Below are 19,698 nucleotides of genomic sequence, written 5' to 3'. Positions count from 1 at the left end.
CAGGGAACGGAAAGAAGCGAAGGGGGCCGGGCGGCCCCGGGGTGTCAGGCGGGCGCCGTCATCAATGGGATGAGTTCGCGCACGTCAGGCAATTCTTCGAGCCGGCGCAGTGCCGAATCCAGTGTTTCGGCCTGGGACGGCGGCAGCCGCGGCTTGGTCGAGGCGCAGCAGGCCATGAACTTGGCCTGCTGATCCGGCGCGGGCAGCGGCCGGCCGGGGCTGCCGAGAAAGTGCGGCACGGCCAGCCGCAGCGTGTCGCCCCGTTTGAGCACCACTTCGACCACTTGCGGACCCAGGGCGTTCGGGTTGGGGTTGCCGTCGTCCAGCACCTCGACCCGGCGTGCCAGTTCGAAGGTGCGCGCGTCGTTCAACGCGGGCGGGTCGAAGGCCTCGATGCCCACCCGGCCCTTGCGCAGTGCCGTGGCCACCACGTAGCCCATGCTGAGCTTGGCGCTGGCCGAGTCCATGCCAGGCTGCGCCGGCCGCCCCACGAGTCGCGCGATCAGCGCCGAGGCATGCACGCGCACGGTTTCCACGTCGTCCGCACCGAAGCCGTGCGCGGCCATGAGATCGACGACCGCATCGACGCCCGCGTGGGTTGCGCGGCCGGTGGGGTAGGGCTTGTGGCTCATGTGCGCGATCTGGAAGACCTGGCCGACGTCGTTCGCCACGTCGGCCCAGCGCGACTGGCCGAAGTCATAGAGCGCGAAGTAGCCGAACGGGCCCTCCAGGATGTCTCGCGGTCCCGGGAAGCCGGCACGCGCCAGTTCGAAGGCAGTGACGGCTGCGCGTGCGTTCAGGCCCACCTGCAGGCCGACCGCGGGCGAGCCCTCGGCATGGGCCTGCATGGTGCCGGAGAGGTGGCTGTACATGAGGCCGAGCGCGTTGTGCATCGTGTCGGCGTCCATGCCGGCGAGCTTGCACAGTGCGGCCGTGGCGCCGAGGCCGCCGCACATGGCAGGGCGGAAGAAGCGCATCGGCGCGCGCTGCGCCAGCGCGACGTAGATGGCCACGTCGAGTCCCAACGTCACCGCCGTGATCAACGCCTTGCCCGAGACGCCGCCTTCGCGTTGGGCATAGCCGAGTGCAGCCGGCACGATGCAGGCGAAGGCGTGGACCACGGCGACGTCGTGCACCGCATCGAACTCCTGGTTGAACACCTGGTAGGCGTTGAGCATCACGGCCGACGGAAAGGGCAGCTTCTCGCCGCTGCCCCAGACCGTGACGGCGTCGCCGTCGCCCAGGGACTGCGCGGCCCGCTTGAGCGCCGGCATGCGCGGATGGCGCGAGCCGGAGATGCCGACGCCGATGGTGTCGTAGATGAACATCCGCGCCGCGTCCACCGCTTCGGGTGGCAGGGAGTCGAAATCGCGCGAGCGGACGTGGGCGATGAGGGTGTCGATGGCGTTCATTGAGGCATCGGGACAAAGGGGACGTCGCCGGACCGGGCAACGAGCGGCGCCGGCGCGGGGACCTGCGCGGCGTACCAGTCATGGAGGGACGAACCCGTGACCACCCGCACCATCGGGTGCGCGAGCAGCAGGTCCAGCATGGCTTCGAAATCGCCGAAGCGGTGGGGCACGCCCATCAGGTGCGGATGCAGCCCGATGGCCAGCACCCGGGGCTGGCCGAGGCGGGCGACCTCGCGCGCAAAGACCTCCAGGGTGCGTTCGAGCCGCAGCTTCATTTCGGGCGAGGAGTGCTTCTCGACCGCATAGATCACCGAATCGTTGACCTCCAGCATGTAGGGCAGGGCCATCAGCGAACGGTGCTCGGTTTGCATCCAGCACGGCAAGTCGTCCAGGCACCAGTCGAACACATGGTCGATGCCGGCGGCGGCGAGGATGTCGGGTGTGTCCGCCGCTTCGCGCAGCCCGGGCGAGAGCCAGCCGCGCGGACGAACGCCGGTGAAGGCGGCGATGCGGTCGAGCGACTTCACGATGGCTTCCGCCTGGGCGTGCCCGTCGAGTTGCGCCAGCGACTGCTGCTGCACCCCGTGGCCGATGAATTCCCAGCCGGCCTCCAGGATGGCCTGCGCGGCGCTCGGGTGCGAATCGATCACCGAGGCGTTGAGGCTGGCGGACGCGCGCAATCCGCGACTGCGCAGCGCCTCGATCATGCGTGGCAGCCCGCAGCGCAGGCCGTACTCGGCCCAGCTGAAGTTCGGCACGTCGGGCACCGTCTCCTTGCCGTGCGGCGGCGTCAGCAGCGTGCGCGGCATGGGGCGGTCGAAAGGCCAGTGCTCCACGTTCACGACGATGTGCGCGAGGATGTGGCCGCCGTCCAGCGGCATCAACGGCGGGCGCTCGGACGAGAGTTGAAAGGGGACGCGTGGATTGCTCATGACGGGTTCTCTTGCAGGGTGGCGGTCATCGGTTCAGCTCCCTTCGAAATGCGGCGCGCGCCGCTCGGCAAATGCAGCCTGGCCCTCGGCGTAGTCCCGGCTGGCGAAGCACTGGCGCACCATCGCGTCGATCGCTTCCCGGGCCTGCGCTGTCGGGGGCTCCAGCGTAGCGAGAATCGCGGCCTTTGCGGCCCGCAAGGCCAGCGGCGCGTTCTGGGCGATCAGTGCCGCGCGTGACGCCACCTCGGCGTCGAAGATCTCGGCGTCGATGCAGTCGTTGACCAGGCCCAGGCGCATCGCCTCGGGAGCGTGGAGGCTGCGCGCCGTGTAGAACAAGTCGAAGGTGGCCGGTGCGCCCAGCAATCTCACCAGCCGCTGCATGCCCTCGAACGCGTAGCCCAGGCCGATGCGCGCGGCCGGCATGCGAAAGCGCGCGTTCGACGCGGCGAAGCGAAGGTCGCAGGCGAGGGCGATGCCCATGCCGCCGCCCATGCAGATGCCCTGGATGCGCGCCACTGTCGGCTTGGCGCATTCGGCCAGCACGCGCTGGGCGGTCGCCACCGCGTGGTCGTAGGCGGCCACGGCGTCGGTGCCGCTGCGCTGTTGCGCAAACTCGCTGATGTCGGCGCCCGAGACGAAAGCGGCGTCGCCTTCACCGGTGACGACAATCACGCGCACGGCGCGGTCGTCGGCCAGCGCCTGTACGGCTTCGGCGAGCTGCTGCCACATGGCCAGCGTCATCGCGTTGTGTTTGCGTGCATGGCTGATCACCAGCGTTCCGACCCCCGCTGCGGTCTCGGTCCGGATGTGTCCTTCGCTCATACCGCGGCCTTTGCTTGCAGCTGTTCGATGTCGGAGGGCGTGTAGCCGATTTCGGTCAGCATCTCGGTCGTGTGCTCGCCCCAGGCCGGGGCGGCGTGCGCGATGCGCGCTGGCGTGCGCGCCAGCGTGATCGGCTGCGACACCAGCCGGTAGCGCCGGCCATTGCCCGCCTCCACATCCTGCGCGATGCCCAGGTGGTTCACCTGGGCGTCCTCGAAGACCTGCGGAATTGAATAGACGGGGCCCGCGGGCACGCCGGCGCGGTTCAGCAGTTCGACCCAGTGCGCAACCGTCTGGCTCTTGAAGACCTCGGCCAGGGCCTCGTTGAGTGCCAGCCGGTGTTCGACACGCAGCTTCTCGGTGGCGAATTCGGGCACCGCCCTCAGCTGCGGAGCCTGCAGGCATTCGCACAGCCGCACCCAGTTGCCTTCGCCCGACGCGCCGAGATTGAACACGCCGTCGCTCGCCTGGAAGAGGCCCATCGGGCTGCTCGTCGGGTGGTCGTTGCCTGCCTGGGCGGGCACGTCGCCGTCGTTGAGGTAGCGCGCGGCCTGGAAGTCCATCAGCGCCACCTGCGTGTGCAGCAGCGAGCCGTGCACCCATTGCCCCTGCCCGGAACGCTCGCGCTCGAGCAGCGCGATCAGGATGCCCGCTGCCGCATAGACGCCGGTGCCCGAATCGGCCACCGCGAGGCCGGCGCGCACGGGGCCCTGTGCCGGGAAGCCCGTGACCGACATCAACCCGCCCATGCCCTGGATGATCTGGTCGAAGCCCGGGCGCCAGGCATAGGGACCGTCCTGGCCGAAGCCCGAGATGCTCGCAAGGATGATCCGCGGATTGACCGCGCGCAGCGCCTCGTAGTCGATGCCCAGTCGCGCCTTGACGTCGGGGCGCCAGTTTTCCACCACCACGTCGGCTGTTTCCACCAGCCGCATGAAGGCCTCGAGCCCTTCCGGCTTCTTGAGGTTCAGCGTCATCGATCGCTTGTTGCGGTTGAGGTTCTGGAAGTCGCCGCCCCAGCGGTCGGCTGCGAACATCGCCTCGTTCGGGTCGACACCCGCCGGGGGCTCGATGCGGATCACGTCGGCGCCGAAATCCGCAAGGATGCGCACGCATGTGGGGCCGGCGCGAACGCGGGACAGGTCGAGCACGCGAAAGCGCGCGAGGGCAGGGGAGGCGTTGATCTTGGGCATGGTTTCTCCGTGGGAAGTCAATGAAGTGGGGTGCGGGCGCGATGGGCGGTGCGCGCCGCGGGAACGGAAGGCGCGCCCGTCGGCGCGGCGAACTGGTGCCCGAAGGCCAGCAGCTCGGCCTCGGCGCCCGGCGCACCGATGGCCTGGATGCAAACCGGCCGGCCGCGCGCGTCGGTGCCGATCGGGAACGACAACGAAGGGAGCCCGAGGTAGTTCACGAAGGCGTGGTAGTGGTGAAGCGCGACCAGTTCGCGCGGGTCGAAGCGGTCGGAGGTGGTGGTCACCGCTTGCGCGTCGGGCACGCCGCACGGCAGCGAAGGCAACAGCAGCACGTCGGCTTGCGCAAGGTGCCTGGTGACGAAGGCGTCTCGCCAGCCCGCGCGGGCTTCGCAGGCGTGTCGGTACCAGGCGGCCGGGACGGCCCAGCCCGGCAGGAGGATTGCCTGCGTGATCGGCGCCAGCGAGCCGAGTGCGTGGCGCACGCTGTGCGCATGCGTGGCCGCGGCCTCGACGTGCAGCACGATCTGGGCAAGACACGACAGTTCGTCGAGTCCACGCAAGGACGCGCGGTGCCATGCCACCGCGTGCGAGGTGGCGCGAGATTCGAAGGCCCCGAGCCGGCTTGCAACGTCGTCGCGCAGGTCGGGCTGGTCCAGTGCCGACGCCACGCGCCAGCGGCGGTGGCGCGACAGGTCTTCCTCGATGCCTTCCAGGCTGAGCAGACGCTGCGCCATCGGCGCCTCGTCGGGCAGCAGCGCCGCGAACACATGGGCCGCATCCGACACCGAGCGCGCCACCACGCCGACGGTGTCCAGCGACGGCGCCAGCTGCGAGACGCCACCCGCGTCGATCACGCCGGCGCCGGGCTTGAATCCGACCACGCCGCAGGTGGATGCGGGAATGCGCACCGACCCCGCGGTGTCCGTCCCCAGCGAGGCCCGGCACAAGCCGGCAGCCACCGCCACGGCCGAGCCGCTGGACGACCCGCCGACCGCCGCCGCCGGGTCCAGCGGATTCAGCGGTGCGGGAAAGTGCGGGTTCTCCGCGGTGGCGCCGCAAGCGTACTCCGCCATCACAAGGGCGCCGAGGTAGGTCGCGCCACGCTCGGAGAGGCGTCGCAACGGGGCGGAAGGAGGGCTGGTCACCGCATCGGCCGCAGCGCCTTCCGGTCGTCCTTGCCCTGCGGCGCGCAGCCCTGTGCCGAACACATCCTTGTGCGCCATCGCGATGCCGGAGAGCGGCGCATGTGCGACCGGCCGGCTGTGTGTCGCGCGCTGGACCACGCAGCGATGGACGGCAGCGCCGCGCTCGAAGGCGTCGCGCTGCAAGGCCAGCGCTTCGTCGGCCGAGCTGGCGCCCGTGGCAATCGACCGGCGCAGCGCGGCAATGGAGGGCGTGCCCGTATCACTCATGCGCGTGCTCCACGGGGCGGATATCGAACGGCGGTGTGGTGCCGGCGGCCAGACGGCTCGCCATGGGCGCCAGCCGTGCCAACGTGCGCGCCGCGCGGACCTGAAGTCCGGGTGCGGCATCGATGCCATGCAACTGCAGGCTCAGCGTGACCCATGTCTTCCATGGCTCGAGGGTGGGGTCGGTCAAAGCGGTCTCCTGGCACCGTGCGCTCTCTCTGGAGCAGGTAAAATTAAAAGATGGATGAGGTCTATAAATATATTTATAACTCACAAAAATGTTTTATTCAATCGTTGTTTTACGGGAGCTCGCCCCATGAAAACCGCTGAACGCATCCGCCTTGCGGTCGAGGAGTCCATCCGCGACGGCACGCTCTTGCCCGGAGACACGGTGGACGAACAGGCGCTGATGACGGCCTACGAGGTCTCGCGCACGCCGGTGCGCGAGGCGCTGCTTCAGTTGCAGGCCCAGGGGCTGGTGGAAAGCCTGCCGCGTGGTGGCATGGTCGTCGCGAAGATGGACATGACCCAGCTGCTGGCCATGTGGGAGCTGCTGGCGGAGCTCGAGGGCCTGTGCGTGCGGCTGGCCTGCGAGCGCATGACGCCCGAAGAGCGGCTCGACCTCGCCAAGTCGCACGAGCGCGCCGCCGCCGCGGTCAAGAAAGAAGACGTCAAGGCCTGGCAGGAGCACAACCGGCGCTTCCACGAGGCGCTCTACCAGGGGGCACGCAACCCCTACCTGCGCCAGGAAATCCTGCGGATGCGTTCGCAGACCGGCGCCTACAGGCGCCACGCCTTTGCCGCGTTCGGTCGCCTCAAGTCGTCATGGGAGCAGCATTCCAAGCTGCTCGACGCGATTCAGCGGCGCGATGCCAGGGCAGCGGCCGAACTGATGGTCGAGCACATGAGCCCCGGCCAGGGCTCGACCAACTTCGCGTCGTTCATGGCGGCGCTGCCGAAGGAACTGATGGGGTGAGCGGCGGCAACTGCTGCTTCAGGAAGGTGACCAGCGCGTGCACCTTCAGCATCAGGTGGTCGCGCGTCGGGTAGACCGCAAAGAGGCGCCGAGGCGGCGCGACGTAGGCGTCGAGCGCGGTCTGCAACGAGCCGTCGGCCAGTGCATCCTTCACCATCACCGACGGCACCAGGCCCAGCCCGACGCCCCGGCGCATCGCGTCGATCAGCAGCAGGCTGTTGTCGGCGCGGAACGTGCCGCTCACCCGCACACGCGCGCGCCCGTCCGGTCCGTCGAACACCCATTCATCGCGGTCGTCGCCCAACAGGTACTGCAGGCAGTTGTGGCCCGACAGGTCGGCGGGTGTTGCGGGCCGGCCGTGGCGCTCCCAATAGGCGGGCGCGGCGCACACCACGCGGGCCAGGTCCATCAGCGGCATGGCCACCAGGCTCGAATCTTCCAGCCGCGCCTGGCCGCGCAGCGCGACGTCGATGCCTTCGCGCACCAGATCGACCGGCCTGTCGTTCAGCCGCATCTCGAGCTCGATGCCCGGGTGTTGCGCCTGGAACGCATGCAGATGCACGTGCAGATGCGACAGCGTGAGCGACACCGGCGCGGCCACGACCAGCCGCCCGGTCAACCCGCGGCTCACCGAACGGACATCGGTCAGCGTGCGCTCGGTGTCTGCCAGCGTTCGCTGGCAGAAGCTGTAGAAGCGCTCGCCGGCTTCGGTGAGCTGCATGCTGCGCGTGGTTCGCGCGAGCAGGCGGCAATCGGTCCAGGCTTCCAGCGACTGGATGGCCTTCGTGACGACCGAGTTCGAGAGGTTCAGCGCGCGGGCGCCAGCGGCCAGGCTGCCCTGCTCGACGACGCGGCAAAAGTACTGCATGGCAGCGTAGCGATCCATGGCGCCGAGCGTACCAGCCGACGAGGCAAACTCAGTACGCGCGAGCGTCTCAGCGCCGCAGCGGGATGGCGATGGGGCGCATCGGTGCGGCGTCGCCGCCACGCAGCTTGAGCGACGCACCGATGAACGCGAACTCGTAGACGCGGTCCTTGGCGAGCGCTTCCAGGTTGACCAGCTCGATGATCGGCGCGCCCTGCTGCGCGAGCAGGTAGGTGTGCACCGGCACGTAGTTGTCGTCGGCGTCGGGCGGGAAGGTCTCGAAGCTCAGGTTGTCGGCACCCACGACCATCGCGCCACCCGACTCCACGAGAAAGCGCGCGGCATCCACGCTCATGCCCGGTGGCGAATCCATGTAGGCGTCGGCCTTGTCGTAGAGCTTCATGCGGCCGGTGCGGATCAGGACCACGTCGCCTGTCTCCAGCTTCACGCGCTGCTTGTCGAGCGTCTCCTGCAGATCGGCCCGGGTGACGCGGTAGCCGGGCGCCAGCATCTCGACGCCCTTGGCGGCGGCAACGTCGATCAGGACGCCGCGGGCCACGATCGGCGGGATGGTCTCGGCGCCGGTCTTCTTCCAGCCGCGGTCGCCCAGGTGTTCGCGCGCCTCGAAGCCGTTCCAGATCTTGCCGTCGAGGCCGAAATGGTTGAGCGCGTCGATGTGCGTGCCCATGTGGGTGTACATCGAGATGGCCGCGCCGGTGTAGCTCACGTGCTTGTTCTGCGTGTGGCCGACGCCCATCGGGTCATCGACCACGGTGCCGTGCGGCGTGTGCGTCATCCAGATCTGGTAGCGCGGGTCGCCGATGCCGTGCCAGCTCGGCATGCCGACGAAGTACTCGACCGACAGGTCGTACACACGCGCACCGTCCGCGCGGGAAAGCACCTGGGCCTTGGTGCTCGCGGTCATGAGGTTCAGTCGGCCGAGTTCGTCGTTCGGGCCCCACGGGCTCTTGCCCACGACGGGGGCTGCGAAGGCGAGGGTGACGCCCATTGCGCCCCATAGAGACGCCGCGGCGCCGATCCTGCGTATCCATTGCGACATTGAAAACTGCTCCATTTCGTTCGGTTGCTTGGTTGGCTTGGCACGCACTGCGCGGTGCCAGGTGCTGACCTTAGGAGGAACGAAGTCGCGCGGAAACCGCGCCGGCGGCAAAGGACCTTTCTCGATTCGCGAACGATGAAACCGGCGGAGACAGATCCCACGGAGGGTAACTACCAATGTGCGATGGAATGCCTATAAATATATTTATAAACATTATGCGTACACCATGAAGGGCTGGCGCATTCCTGGAGTTCTGTCATTGAAGAAAAAGGAAACTGCTGTGGACGCTACCTCTGTCTCATCCCTCGCGCGGCCTTCGGCCGGCGCCCATTCCCTCTCGGACCACGACCGCATGCATCGCAAGATCGCATGGCGGTTGGTGCCGTTCCTGGTGTTCCTGTTCCTGCTGGCGTGGATCGACCGCGTCAACGTGGGCTTCGCCAAGCTGCAGATGCTGCAGGACCTGCAATTCAGCGAGGCGGTCTACGGGCTGGGCGCCGGCATCTTCTTCATCGGCTACTTCCTGTTCGAGGTGCCGAGCAACCTGCTGCTGCAGAAGATCGGCGCGCGCAAGACGCTCGCGCGCATCACGATCCTCTGGGGCCTCACGTCGATGGCGATGATCTACGTGGAAACGCCCACGTCCTTCTATGTTCTGCGCTTCCTGCTCGGTGCATTCGAGGCCGGATTTTTCCCGGGCGTGATGCTGTACCTGACGTACTGGGTGCCGGCGCATCGTCGCGGCAAGATCAACGGGCTCTTCATGACCTCGTTTGCCATCGCGGGCGTCGTCGGCGGGCCGCTCGCAGGGCTGATCATGAGCGGCATGGAAGGCGTCGCGCCGTTTCGAAACTGGCAGTGGCTCTTTTTGCTCGAAGGCATTCCTTCGGTGCTTGCCGGCTTCGCGGTGCTGGCCTGGCTGCCGGACCGGCCCCAATCCGCACGATGGCTGACCGAGGCCGAGAAGCACGCGCTGGCCGCCGAACTGCAGAAGGAGAACGCCGACGCCCCCAAGCAATCGAGCTTCGGCCGGGCGTTGCGCAACCCCATGCTGTGGCTGTGCACCGCCGCCTATTTCTGCATCGTGAGCGGCAACGCCACCATTGCGTTCTGGACGCCCTCGATCGTCAAGGAGCTGGGCGTGAAGGGCACGCTGAACATCGGCCTGCTGTCGGCCATTCCGTTCATTTTGGGAACGGTCGCGATGGTGCTCAACGGCATGCATTCGGATGCCACCGGCGAGCGGCGGCGGCACTGCGCCTATGCGACGCTGATTGCTGGCGTCGGGCTCGTGGCCACCGGCGTGTTGATCGACCAACCTGTGTTCGCCATGGTCGCGTTGAGCTTCGCGACCATCGGCATCCTCGCCGCCTTTCCCGTGTTCTGGTCGATCCCCGCTTCCTTTCTCACAGGCACCGCTGCGGCGGGTGGCATTGCTTTCATCAACTCGGTCGGCAACCTGGCGGGGTTCGCTGCGCCCTTCACGATGGGGTGGCTGAAGACGTCGACGGGAAGCGTGGCCGCGGGCCTCTATGCGGTCGCGGGACTGGAAATCATCGCGACGCTCGTGCTGTTGTATGCGATGCGCAATCGAGCACGCTAGACAGTGGTGCATCGCTCCTCCTGAATCCTTGCCGTTGCACCGCATGCGCCTTGTGAGTCAAAGAGCGTTGCCCTTCCGGGGCGGAAGAGACGGCCCCTGTGCGGGCCTTCCCTTTGCCCGGCAAGCGCGCAGCGCTGCAGCACGCGGGAGTTCAGGGCCGACCACCTGGAAGGTCCGCAGCGCGAGTCAGTGCCCTCAGAAGGCGTGCCGAATGCCCATGTCGTAGCCGGTGGTGCTCGAGGGGACATAAGGTGCGCTGATCCCGGCGATGCCGTTCGCAAACCTCACCCCGCCTCCGGGGCTGATGGCCATCGCCGCATTCACGGACCCGTTCCACTTCATCTTGGTTCGCGCGACAGTGGCATAGAGCGCGGTGCGCTTTGACAGGTTGTACACATAGCCGACGGCGAACTTCTCGATCCTGGCATCGTTGTCTTGCAGCCATGTCGCGGGATTCAAGGCATTCACCGCATGAGGAGATGCATAGTTCACGCGCGAATAGGACGCACGGATCAATCCAGGCCCGACCGGGGCCGTGATGCCGATCAAGCCGCCGGTGTACTTCCCATTGCTCTCGTTCCTGAAGGGATACGGAATGCCGCCGATGTTGGCTACGTGCATCTTGCTGCGCTCATCCCTGATCTGCGACAACTGGCCGAACAATTTGACGACATCGAAATCGTAGGAGACCCCAGCGTTGAGGATCTTCAAACGGTCCTTGTCGAATCCGCTGAGATCGTCCTTGGTGTCTTCCTGGTAGGCGATGGCCAGGTTGAGCGGGCCACGTTGATAGCCGAACCGCCCCCCGACGTTTCGCCCGCCCTTGCTCGGACTGTGGCTCACGCCACTCTGCTTCGGGTTCTCATGCAGCGAGTACATGGCCTGGCCGTAGAACCCGCCAAGATGGCCCGGCAGGAAATAGCCGACGCTGTTGGAGGCGCGAACGTAGTTGTCAAAGGGCATCAGGTTCGCGGGCGACTTTCCGTGGCTGGTGGTGAGCCCCGTGCCGATCGGATTCCATAGGTTCGCGCCAACCCCGACCGTACCGAAGGGATCGAAGACCGTCAGATTCCAATAGGTCGGCACGTAGTCGCGGCCCAGGCGCACTTCGCCAAACGGCCCCGACAGGCTGACCGTCGAGCGGCGGTCGAAAACGCCAAGCCCCTGGGCTCCGTCGTCCGGTGTGAGTGTGGATTCCAGCCAGAAGCCTGCAGCAAGCCCGCCGCCCAGATCCTCCTGTCCGCGAATGCCCAAGAGAGAAGGGGTGTGCGCGCCCGACGCGAGCTTCGTGGCGCCTTGCGAGATGGATGCCGGCGCTGCCAGCGACCACCAAGGCAGGCCTGCGGGAAGCACGCTCTTGGTCTGGTAGTGGCTCACCGAGATGTCGACGACACCGAAGAGCGTCACAGAAGACTGCGCCCAGCTCGAGGGTCCGATGAACAGCGATGCAAGTGAGATGGGAAGAAAAAGCTTACGCCCGCGGTTGTGCATGAATGTCTCCTTCGTTGTTGTTGATTGCGCAGGGGAAAAACGGCCTGCCGCCGCCTGCGCCCAGGTCTTGTGTCTAGGCTGAGGGCGCCTCGAACACGGTCGCGACCGTCCCGTCGCGCAACCATTCCTCCAGAACCCGCGTCAACGGCTTTTCCGATGCGGTCTTGGGGATCGCTTCGATGGCCATCAGCCGCCCGGGAAGGGCGTTCTTCGACAGCGTCTCGCGCAAACGCGCATGGAGCACCGAAAGGTCCAGGTCGGTGTGATGGGGGACGACGGCTGCGACGACATCGCGTTCGCCAGGCGCCCCCGAGGCCGCTGCCGTGCCGAACACAAACGCATCGCGGACCAGTCCGGTGTCCGCGATGGCCTTCTCGATCTGCGCCGGGTCGATGAATTCGCCGTTGCGGCGAATGCCATGGCCGCGGCGGTGCTCGAAGTAGAGCCAGCCGTGCGCATCGGCGCGCACGATGTCGCCGGTCCAGAGCCAACCATCCTTGCCTTTGGTCTGCGAGGCCTGCGGGTCTTCGAAGTACGCGATGTCGAAGGGCGCGCCGCTGGCCGGTCGGAACGCCAGTTCGCCCGGCGTGCCCACAGGCGCATCGCTGCCGTCTTCGGCGACGATGCGGATGGAGAACGCAGGGTGCGGGCGGCCGATGCTGCCGATCGGACCTTTCCCGAAAGGGTTGACCGTCAGCCCGCCTTCGGCGGTGCCGTAGAACTCCAGGACGTGGACGCCGAAGCGCTGCTCGAAGTCACCCCAGATGGCCTGCGGCATGCCTGCGGCGACGACGAAGCGCACGACGTGGTCCCGGTCGCCGGGCGACGGCGGCTCGCAATAGACGGCGGTGGTCATGCCGCCCAGCAGGGTGAAGGCGGTGCACCGGTGCCGACGCACGATCTCCCACAACCGCGACTTGGTGAAGCGGCGCGACATGACGCAGGCGATCCCGAGCCTCAGGGCTGCACCCAGCGTGACCAACTGGGCATTGGCGTGCGTCAGCGACAGGCCGGAGTAGAGGCGATCGTCGTCGGTGTAGCCGAAGGCGGAGGCCGCCAGTGCCGCCGTGTCGACGAAGCGGCGGTGGGTGACCACGATCCCCTTGGGCTCTCCGGTCGTGCCGGAGGTGAAGAGAATCTGCATGGGGTCATCGGGATCGACGGGCGTGAAGTGTGCCGAGGGGAGGCCTGCCTGTGTGTGGCGGGCCAGCAGTTGCGCGTAGTCCAGCGCTTCGCAGGCGCGCGGCGCATCTGCCGCAAGTTCGCCCGAGACCACACGCACGACCCAGCGCAGGTGGGTGGCGCGCGATCGAATCTGCGCGACCGCAGCGGCGGCATAGTCCGCCGCGATCACACCCACGCAGTGCGTGCGATCGATCAGTGCGGCGAGCCTGTCGCCTTGCGCCCGCGCATCGATCGGTACCAGCACCGCCCCGACGTGCGCGGCCGCCACCATGGCTTCGACGAACTCGGGGTGGTTCGCCATCACCAGCGCGATGGCGTCGCCACGTCGGATGCCCAGGCCTTGCAGGGCCCGGGCCAGCGCCAGGCCGTTCTCGTGCAGTTGCAGGAAGCTGCGGTGCTGCTCGGGCAAGGCCGGGCCCGCCTCGAACGTGAGGGCGATCGCATGGGGACGCGTGCGCGCATGGTGGCCGACGAGATCGGCCAGGGTCTTGAAATCCGTCATGTCAGTCCGCCTTGATGCCCGTCTTGTCGATCAGGGCCTTCCATTGCGCCGTCTCTTGCGCCGTCAGCGCAGCCAGTTCGGCCGGCGTCGAGCCCTCGGGTGTCAGGCCGAGTTGCAGCAGATGGCTTCGGAATGCGTCGCTCTTCAGGATCTCCTGCACCTCGGCGTTGAGTCGCACGATGACCGGCGCGGGCGTGCCCGCCGGTGCCCACAAGGCGTTCCAGCCGCTCAACTCGAATCCGGGCAAGGTCTCCCGGACCGTCGGCACTTGCGGCAGGACGGAGAGTCGCGTGGGTGTGGTCACCGCCAAGGCCTTGACGCGGCCACCGCGAACCAGCGCCAGCGCCGAGGCCTGGGGCTCGAGTCGGACCTGCACGCGCCCCGCCATCAGCTCGGTGTTGGCATTGGCACCGCTGCGGTAGGGCACATGCAGCAGGTCGATGCCGCACTGCGCCTTGATCAGTTCCATGCCCAGGTGGAAGGCGCTGCCGTTGCCCGTGGAGGCATAGGCCAGCTTGCCGGGCTCGCGCTTGGCCAGGGCGATCAGCGACGGGAGATCGGAGGCCGGCAAGCCGCTGTGGGCGAGCAGCACATACCCGCCGCGCGCGACCAGGCTGATCGGCGCCATGTCCCTGGCCGGGTTGTAGGGCAGCCGTGGGTAGAGGTGCGGGTTCATCGTCGCCACCTGATTCATGGCGTAGAGCAGCGTGTGCCCGTCGGCGGGTGCCTTGAGCGCCTTGTCGGTGCCGATGATCCCCGAGGCCCCTGGCATGCCTTCCACATAGACCGGGTTCGACAGGCGCGCCGACAACGCGTCGGCGATCAGACGAGCCACGATCTCGGGTGCGCTGCCGGTGGTTGCGGGCACGATGACCTGGATCGGCTTGGACGGCCAGGCCGCCGTGGCGGCTCTGGCAGCGTTGCCGACGAGGCTGGACAAGCCCAGGGCGAGCGATTGCCCGAGGAGAGTGCGTCTGGAATACATGGTGGCGTGCTTCATGTGCGTTGTGCAGCCCGTTCAAGAATGGTGATGGTTGCGGCCGCTTCCTCGTGGCCCAGGAAGCCGCCGCCGTTCTCGGCGAGGGCTAGGCGCGCGTTGGCCACCTGTCGCCCGCCGGCCTCGCCGCGCAGTTGCAGGACGAGCTCATGGATCTGCATCAGTCCGGTGGCGCCGATGGGGTGGCCCTTCGACTCCAGTCCCCCCGAGGGGTTGACGGGTCGACGACCGCCCAAGGTGGTGTGGCCTTGTTCCGCAAGCCATCCACCCTGGCCGGGCTCGCACAAGCCCAGGTGTTCGCACTGGACGATTTCTCCGAAGGCCGTGGCGTCATGGACTTCGCTCACGTCGATGTCTTCGGGCCCGACGCCGGCCTCTGCGTAGGCGCGCAGTGCCGCGCGGCGGCTGATGGGCGTCTCGCTTCCGCCGGCGCGTGCCGACCCGCTGGCCAGAACGCTGGCCCGCACGCGCACCGCACGCTTCGCATCGAAGCGCTCCAGGGCGTCCTCGCGCACGATCAACGCCGCAGCCGCGCCATCGCCGATCGGCGCGCACATCGGCAGAGTCAGGGGCCAGGTGATGGCGCGCGCCGCGAGCACCTCGTCGACCGACATCGCGACGCGATGCTGGGCCAACGGGTTGTGCACGGAGTGGCTGTGGTTCTTGGCGGCCACATGGGCCAGCTGCCGCTGCGTGGTGCCGTGGCGTGCCATGTGCGCGCGGGCCAGGGCCGCATAGATGTCCATGAAGACGCTGCGTTGCTGTGCGACGGGGGCTTGTGTGGGGTCCTCACCAGCTTGTTGTGCGAGAAAGCGCAGCAGTGCCTCAGGCCTTTCGGCGTCATGGGCACCATCGAAGATGGAAAAGGTGCGGGCCTTGTCCGGGTGCGACAGCTTCTCCGCTCCCACCGCCAATGCGACGTCACACAGTCCGGCGCGCAGATGGGCGCAGGCGAGGTAGAAGGCGGTCGACGCACTGGCACATGCGTTCTCGACGTTGATGATCGGAATGCCATCCAATCCTGCCTCGCGCAGCGCCACCTGACCACCGATCATGTGCTGCCCCTGCAGGAGCGACTGGCCGACGTTTGCAAAGAACGCCGCACCCACCTGGTCGGCCGTCGCACCAGCGTCGGCCAGGGCGAGATCGATGGCCTGGCAGGCCATCGTGCGCAGCGCAACGTCCGCGAAGCGGCCCGTGGGCGTGCTGCCCACGCCCACGATGTACAGCGGAACCGTCATCTCAGGCCTTCGCTGCCGCGGCGGGCGCTGCCGTGCGGCGGATCCGGTTGCGCAGCGTGCCGATGCCCTGCGCCTCGAGTTCGATGACATCGCCATCGCGCAGCAGCCGGCCGGTCTCTACGCCGCAGCCACCTTCGAAGGTGCCCGAGGCGAAGAGTTCGCCAGGGTGCAGCGTGCACGAGCGGCTGGCATAGCTCACGATGTCCTCGAAGGTCAGCTGCATGTCGGCGGTGCTGCGGGTGGTCTGGACGAGGCCATTGAGCCTCGACTGCACCTGCAGCTGGTAGAGGTCGGGGATCTCGTCCAGCGTGGCGATGCAGGGGCCGATGGCGTAGGCGCCGTCGAAGTCCTTGCTCTTGCCGGCCGGGCTGCCTTCAGCCACTTGCGTATCCCGCGCGGTGAAGTCGTTGAACAGCGTGACCCCGAAGATGTGGTCGTGTGCTCGCGACACGGGGATGTCCTTGCCACCCACGCCGATGACGACGGCCAGTTCGAGTTCGTAGTCCAGCGATTCGGCGAAACCCGGCCAGGCGATCTCGGCATCCGGCCCGGTCATGTTGAGCGGATTGCCGGTGTAGAAGCGAGGCACGGTGAACCAGTTCGGGGGCAACTCGAGCGAGCCATCGGCTTGTGCGGCGGCCATGGCGGCCTCCGGGTCGGCCGACCGGGCGGCCAGTTGCTCGGCGCGTCGCCGCAGGAAGAACCTGGGGTGCTCGATCATGGTTCCCCAGTCCCGGATCAGCGGCGGATTGGGCAGCGGGGGAAGCAATGCGGCGCCGGCCAGGGACTCTGCAGCGCCGCCGTGCTTGACGACCTGCGCACGCGCAAGGTCCCAGGATGCAGGGCCTGCGCGCAGGAAAGCCAACGCAGAGCCGAAGGCCTCTTCGCCAGGGTGGCGAGCCGTGAGGTCCAGCACACCGTCGACGCCGATGAGGGCACCGAGGCGAGGTGCGTCAAAGCCCTCGCGCACAAAAGTCACGATACGCATTGAAGTCGCTCCTCAGTTGGAAAGAAAGGCCACGGCGCGGGCGGGAGCGGCGCTGGCGCGTGCCAGCTTCAACGGGAAGAAGCCCACGTGGAAGCCGCGCAGCGGCAAGGCGCCGAGGTTGCACAGTTGCTGGACGATGAAGGCCTCCTTCTCGCGGATCGCCTTGTGGCCGTCCCACAGCTGCTGCTTGTCGCCCGTTTCCTTGAAGGCCTGGGCCATCACGGCGAAGGGCCGGTCCCAGCCGACCGCATCGGTGCCGAGCACGGTGGCGCCTTGCTCCGACAGGAACAGCGTGCCTTCGCGGCTCATCCCCGGGTACTGAAAGAAGGCCGGCTCACCCAGGCGATATCGCTCCTGTCCGGTCCGGATCAGCACGGCGTCGCCGGGACGGATGGGCTCGCCCACTGCGGACAACGCCTGGCGAAGCGCATCGACGGGGATGGCCTGCCCAGGCTGCGCCCAAGGGCGCACATCGAGCACCTTGCCGGGGCAGAAGAGCTCGTTCAGTTCGACCTGGTCGATGGTGCGTGAGGTTCGCCCCTCGCAGGTCGATCCGCTGTGCAGCGGTGCGTCCACGTGCGTGCCGCAATGCGACGACATGTCGTTGAGCACCTCCGAGCCCCAACCCTCGCCGTCGGGCAAGTCGTCGTGGCTGCAGCCGAAGAAGTGGCAGAAGCGATCTCGGCCGTCCGGCGTCGCCGGGTGGGAATAGTCCACCCGGGGCGCCACCACGCCCGCAGCGGCGGCCATGGCGGGAGGAAGCAGATCGCGGTCGTGCGGGTCCAGCGTCGAGGACAGATCGATCAATCTCATGAAGTCTCCTTTAAGTCATACGTGCGTATAAATATACAACTGTATGATTTCAAGGATTGGCTGTCAACGAACTTCAATACCTCGCCACTTCCCTCATGCCCAAGCCCAGCGCAGCGAAAACCGCCGTCTCTTCGAAGCGGCAGGCGCTTTCCGACACCACCGCAAACCAGATCCTCGACGCCGCCGAGGCCCTGTTTGCTGCACATGGCTACGGGGGCACCAGCATGCGAGCGATCGCGGAGCGGGCCAACGCCAACCTGGGAGCCTTCCACTACTACTGGGGATCGAAACAAGCGCTGTGCAAGGCGGTGCTGGAGCGCCGCCTGGGGCCGGTGATGAAGGAGCGCAAGGAGCGCCTGGATGCATTCGAGGGTCGGAAGGTCCCGTTGCGAGACATCCTGCGGGCGTCCATGGCGCCCTCACTGCTTGTCGCGGGAGCCAGTGTCCAGGAGCGCGAGTCGTTCCGTGCGTTCTACGGCCGCATGCTGATGGACCCTGCCGATGAAGTGCATGCGCTGACAGCCTCCATCGTGGACGACTTCGCGCGACGCTTCGTGGATGTCGTAAGCCACGAGCTTCCTCACTTGAGCAGCGAAGAGTTCTACTGGCGCGTCATCTTCGTCTACGGAGCCTTCTTCTATGCGCACAGCACGCACACGCGGGTGCAGGCACTGTGGCCCGAGAAGTTGCAGCAGACCAGCATCGAGGCCGGTGTCGACTACCTGGTGAACTTCATCGAGGCGGGCCTCAAGGCAAAGCCGGCGCCCAGGTCCGCGGGTTGACGGGCCACCTGACAGACAAGCGTCTGGTTGGGGGGCAGCACTGAGATACGTGATTCGAATGTTCCGGTCGCGCTGGCGGCCATGGCACTGCTCGTCCGAAACAAGAGGCCGGAGCGCCAATAACAGGACCTCGCACGAACACCGGCCGCAGTGATCGAGATCGAAAGCGACGCGATCAAATGACGCTCAGGAAATGCGACTTCGTTCTCTACGCCGCGTCTTCCGGCATGCCACCAGCACCAAATGCGACACCGCGCTCTTCCAGCTTCTCGCGCGCGGCGTGGTGCACCACGCCGCGTTTGCGCGTGTCGGACTCCAGCAGCCTGCGCAACGTGGCCTGGCCGACATTGGCATTGCGCACCACTTCCATGCGGACGCCCCAGAACTTGTCATTCGCAAAACGATCCAGGATCTCTTCGTCTGCATCCGGGTTCATGGCCGCCACGGCGCGTATGGCCTGATTGGGATCCGCCAAGAAGGGCTCGAGCTCAACCGCATTGGCCGCACCACTGGCAGTGGTGTAACGAAGCACCTCTGCAGCTTTCTGTTCAGTTGTCTTTTTGACCATTGCACTCTCAAAGTGATGAAGCTCACCGAGCTTCTCATGCGCAATGGTTGATGCATCCGAATTCCGGCCGCCCGGGTCGGATATGCGGCCATGGGCCCCGCAAGGATCCTCGCGACCTGTGGGGGGGCGAAACGACTTTTCTCCAGCTTTCGGCTCAAGCCGGCGACGAGCGCGCAGCCAGTGCCAATGGGGCGGCAGGGATGCCGCCAGCATCGGGCCATGAGGCATGCCGGGAAAGGCGAGGTACTGCGCACGCACGCCTGCGCGGTCGAGTCGCCCCGCCAGGTCCCGGCCAGCCTGCGGTGGCACGGCGGCATGCTGGTGTCGCAGGCGTTCGGCGCGCGCCGCGCTGACACCTGCAGGAGGTGGCGCGGCAGGACTCTCGCCTTCGGTCGAGGCGCCTTGCATGAACAACAGCATGGTCTCGCGCCCCGCCGGCAGGGGGCGGGGTGTTCGGCCTCGCGCAGGATGAAGCCGTCCTGCCACCACAACGAGGGGTCCGCCGCCGCGTAGCGCGAGAAGAAGTGCGGCCGGCGCAACAACGCGTGCAGCGCGAACAAACCACCGTACGAGTGTCCCGCACAGCGTGCGGCGTCGCGGATCCAGCGGTGCGCGCGCCGCCAGGGCCTGCACCGCTTGGGAGGCGATGAAGTCGAGAAAATGATCGGCGCCGCCGCCTGGTCGGCCAGGTTCCTCATCGTCCCAGGTCGGACCGTCCGCGCGCACCGACGGCGTGTAGTCATAGGCGCGCATCGCCACGTCGAAACGCAGATCGCTGTCGGGGCCGATGGCCGGATCATCGGCGCGTCGCCGCGAGCGCTCAGTGCATCGAGTTGTGCATTGCCGAGCGAGCAGGCAG

Annotated in this window: 18 protein-coding genes; 3 read left to right on the top strand and 15 right to left on the bottom strand. The window is 67.3% G+C overall.

Annotated elements, in window-relative coordinates:
* Positions 1-44 precede the first annotated feature (44 nt).
* Genes AC07SQ_RS05400 through AC07SQ_RS05375 form a run of 6 tightly spaced genes read right to left on the bottom strand, consistent with a single transcriptional unit; the run spans position 45 to position 5,958 of the window.
* On the bottom strand, positions 45-1,412 hold the full coding sequence (locus AC07SQ_RS05400) for an MmgE/PrpD family protein (RefSeq protein ID WP_495270503.1): 1,368 nt from the start codon (positions 1,410-1,412) through the stop codon (positions 45-47).
* Positions 1,409-2,344: a polysaccharide deacetylase family protein gene (locus AC07SQ_RS05395; protein ID WP_070061253.1), complete on the bottom strand. Its 936-nt coding sequence runs from the start codon at positions 2,342-2,344 to the stop codon at positions 1,409-1,411. The genes AC07SQ_RS05400 and AC07SQ_RS05395 overlap by 4 nt, the downstream gene beginning before the upstream one ends.
* Positions 2,345-2,377: 33 nt before the next feature.
* A complete protein-coding gene (locus AC07SQ_RS05390; protein WP_495268443.1) occupies positions 2,378-3,166 on the bottom strand; it encodes an enoyl-CoA hydratase in 789 nt (262 codons plus the stop codon).
* Positions 3,163-4,359, bottom strand: coding sequence for a CaiB/BaiF CoA transferase family protein (locus AC07SQ_RS05385; RefSeq protein ID WP_095745974.1), 1,197 nt, complete (start codon positions 4,357-4,359; stop codon positions 3,163-3,165). Before AC07SQ_RS05385 ends, AC07SQ_RS05390 begins: the two co-directional genes overlap by 4 nt.
* Positions 4,360-4,376: 17 nt before the next feature.
* Positions 4,377-5,771 carry an amidase gene (locus AC07SQ_RS05380; protein WP_495270504.1) on the bottom strand — a complete coding sequence of 465 codons (1,395 nt, stop codon included), beginning with the start codon at positions 5,769-5,771 and terminating at the stop codon, positions 4,377-4,379.
* Entirely contained in the window at positions 5,764-5,958 is a 195-nt protein-coding gene (locus AC07SQ_RS05375; RefSeq protein WP_070061249.1) for a hypothetical protein, read from the bottom strand. The genes AC07SQ_RS05380 and AC07SQ_RS05375 overlap by 8 nt, the downstream gene beginning before the upstream one ends.
* Positions 5,959-6,084: 126 nt before the next feature.
* Here AC07SQ_RS05375 and AC07SQ_RS05370 point away from each other — a divergent pair, with 126 nt between their 5' ends.
* On the top strand, positions 6,085-6,744 hold the full coding sequence (locus tag AC07SQ_RS05370; RefSeq protein WP_062469590.1) for a GntR family transcriptional regulator: 660 nt from the start codon (positions 6,085-6,087) through the stop codon (positions 6,742-6,744).
* Here the strand turns inward: AC07SQ_RS05370 and AC07SQ_RS05365 are convergent.
* Together AC07SQ_RS05365 and AC07SQ_RS05360 are read right to left on the bottom strand one after the other, a co-directional pair.
* Positions 6,710-7,630 (bottom strand): LysR family transcriptional regulator, encoded by a 921-nt coding sequence (locus AC07SQ_RS05365; protein ID WP_492696679.1) that lies wholly within the window; start codon positions 7,628-7,630, stop codon positions 6,710-6,712. The two genes, AC07SQ_RS05370 and AC07SQ_RS05365, sit on opposite strands and share 35 nt — an antisense overlap.
* Positions 7,631-7,679: 49 nt before the next feature.
* Positions 7,680-8,618, bottom strand: coding sequence for a cyclase family protein (locus AC07SQ_RS05360; RefSeq protein ID WP_495270505.1), 939 nt, complete (start codon positions 8,616-8,618; stop codon positions 7,680-7,682).
* A 403-nt stretch (positions 8,619-9,021) separates the two neighbouring features.
* On the opposite strand from AC07SQ_RS05360, the gene AC07SQ_RS05355 reads away from it, so the two are divergent.
* Positions 9,022-10,272, top strand: coding sequence for an MFS transporter (locus AC07SQ_RS05355; RefSeq protein WP_495270506.1), 1,251 nt, complete (start codon positions 9,022-9,024; stop codon positions 10,270-10,272).
* 195 nt (positions 10,273-10,467) lie between these two features.
* Here the strand turns inward: AC07SQ_RS05355 and AC07SQ_RS05350 are convergent, their stop codons facing one another.
* The 6 genes from AC07SQ_RS05350 to AC07SQ_RS05325 all read right to left on the bottom strand — a co-directional run bounded on the left by AC07SQ_RS05350 (position 10,468) and on the right by AC07SQ_RS05325 (position 17,489).
* Positions 10,468-11,763: a porin gene (locus AC07SQ_RS05350; RefSeq protein ID WP_495270507.1), complete on the bottom strand. Its 1,296-nt coding sequence runs from the start codon at positions 11,761-11,763 to the stop codon at positions 10,468-10,470.
* Positions 11,764-11,836: 73 nt separating this feature from the next.
* Positions 11,837-13,450, bottom strand: a complete 1,614-nt coding sequence (locus AC07SQ_RS05345) for an AMP-binding protein (protein ID WP_495270508.1) — start codon at positions 13,448-13,450, stop codon at positions 11,837-11,839.
* Between the two features lies 1 nt (position 13,451).
* Positions 13,452-14,450 carry a Bug family tripartite tricarboxylate transporter substrate binding protein gene (locus AC07SQ_RS05340; RefSeq protein WP_495270509.1) on the bottom strand — a complete coding sequence of 333 codons (999 nt, stop codon included), beginning with the start codon at positions 14,448-14,450 and terminating at the stop codon, positions 13,452-13,454.
* Positions 14,447-15,688: a thiolase family protein gene (locus AC07SQ_RS05335; RefSeq protein WP_495270510.1), complete on the bottom strand. Its 1,242-nt coding sequence runs from the start codon at positions 15,686-15,688 to the stop codon at positions 14,447-14,449. The genes AC07SQ_RS05340 and AC07SQ_RS05335 overlap by 4 nt, the downstream gene beginning before the upstream one ends.
* 1 nt (position 15,689) lies before the next feature.
* Positions 15,690-16,676 carry a fumarylacetoacetate hydrolase family protein gene (locus AC07SQ_RS05330; RefSeq protein ID WP_495270511.1) on the bottom strand — a complete coding sequence of 329 codons (987 nt, stop codon included), beginning with the start codon at positions 16,674-16,676 and terminating at the stop codon, positions 15,690-15,692.
* 12 nt (positions 16,677-16,688) lie between these two features.
* Positions 16,689-17,489, bottom strand: coding sequence for a cyclase family protein (locus AC07SQ_RS05325; RefSeq protein WP_070061241.1), 801 nt, complete (start codon positions 17,487-17,489; stop codon positions 16,689-16,691).
* Positions 17,490-17,584: 95 nt separating this feature from the next.
* Between AC07SQ_RS05325 and AC07SQ_RS05320 the strand changes: the two genes are divergently transcribed.
* Complete coding sequence (locus tag AC07SQ_RS05320; protein WP_495270512.1) at positions 17,585-18,271, top strand: TetR/AcrR family transcriptional regulator; 687 nt, start codon at positions 17,585-17,587, stop codon at positions 18,269-18,271.
* A 208-nt stretch (positions 18,272-18,479) separates the two neighbouring features.
* On the opposite strand, the gene AC07SQ_RS05315 is transcribed toward AC07SQ_RS05320, so the two are convergent.
* Entirely contained in the window at positions 18,480-19,598 is a 1,119-nt protein-coding gene (locus AC07SQ_RS05315) for a hypothetical protein (RefSeq protein WP_495313000.1), read from the bottom strand.
* Positions 19,599-19,698 lie beyond the last annotated feature (100 nt).

Source organism: Variovorax sp. GW821-FHT06D12, assembly GCF_059419205.1.
This window is presented reverse-complemented; position numbering and strand designations above follow the sequence as displayed.

Coding starts and splice junctions, on each gene's coding strand:
- AC07SQ_RS05400 (WP_495270503.1), bottom strand. CDS start 1,412: ATGAACGCCATCGACACCCTCATCGCCCACGTCCGCTCGCGCGATTTC.
- AC07SQ_RS05395 (WP_070061253.1), bottom strand. CDS start 2,344: ATGAGCAATCCACGCGTCCCCTTTCAACTCTCGTCCGAGCGCCCGCCG.
- AC07SQ_RS05390 (WP_495268443.1), bottom strand. CDS start 3,166: ATGAGCGAAGGACACATCCGGACCGAGACCGCAGCGGGGGTCGGAACG.
- AC07SQ_RS05385 (WP_095745974.1), bottom strand. CDS start 4,359: ATGCCCAAGATCAACGCCTCCCCTGCCCTCGCGCGCTTTCGCGTGCTC.
- AC07SQ_RS05380 (WP_495270504.1), bottom strand. CDS start 5,771: ATGAGTGATACGGGCACGCCCTCCATTGCCGCGCTGCGCCGGTCGATT.
- AC07SQ_RS05370 (WP_062469590.1), top strand. CDS start 6,085: ATGAAAACCGCTGAACGCATCCGCCTTGCGGTCGAGGAGTCCATCCGC.
- AC07SQ_RS05365 (WP_492696679.1), bottom strand. CDS start 7,630: ATGGATCGCTACGCTGCCATGCAGTACTTTTGCCGCGTCGTCGAGCAG.
- AC07SQ_RS05360 (WP_495270505.1), bottom strand. CDS start 8,618: ATGGGCGTCACCCTCGCCTTCGCAGCCCCCGTCGTGGGCAAGAGCCCG.
- AC07SQ_RS05355 (WP_495270506.1), top strand. CDS start 9,022: ATGCATCGCAAGATCGCATGGCGGTTGGTGCCGTTCCTGGTGTTCCTG.
- AC07SQ_RS05350 (WP_495270507.1), bottom strand. CDS start 11,763: ATGCACAACCGCGGGCGTAAGCTTTTTCTTCCCATCTCACTTGCATCG.
- AC07SQ_RS05345 (WP_495270508.1), bottom strand. CDS start 13,450: ATGACGGATTTCAAGACCCTGGCCGATCTCGTCGGCCACCATGCGCGC.
- AC07SQ_RS05340 (WP_495270509.1), bottom strand. CDS start 14,450: ATGAAGCACGCCACCATGTATTCCAGACGCACTCTCCTCGGGCAATCG.
- AC07SQ_RS05335 (WP_495270510.1), bottom strand. CDS start 15,688: ATGACGGTTCCGCTGTACATCGTGGGCGTGGGCAGCACGCCCACGGGC.
- AC07SQ_RS05330 (WP_495270511.1), bottom strand. CDS start 16,676: ATGCGTATCGTGACTTTTGTGCGCGAGGGCTTTGACGCACCTCGCCTC.
- AC07SQ_RS05325 (WP_070061241.1), bottom strand. CDS start 17,489: ATGAGATTGATCGATCTGTCCTCGACGCTGGACCCGCACGACCGCGAT.
- AC07SQ_RS05320 (WP_495270512.1), top strand. CDS start 17,585: ATGCCCAAGCCCAGCGCAGCGAAAACCGCCGTCTCTTCGAAGCGGCAG.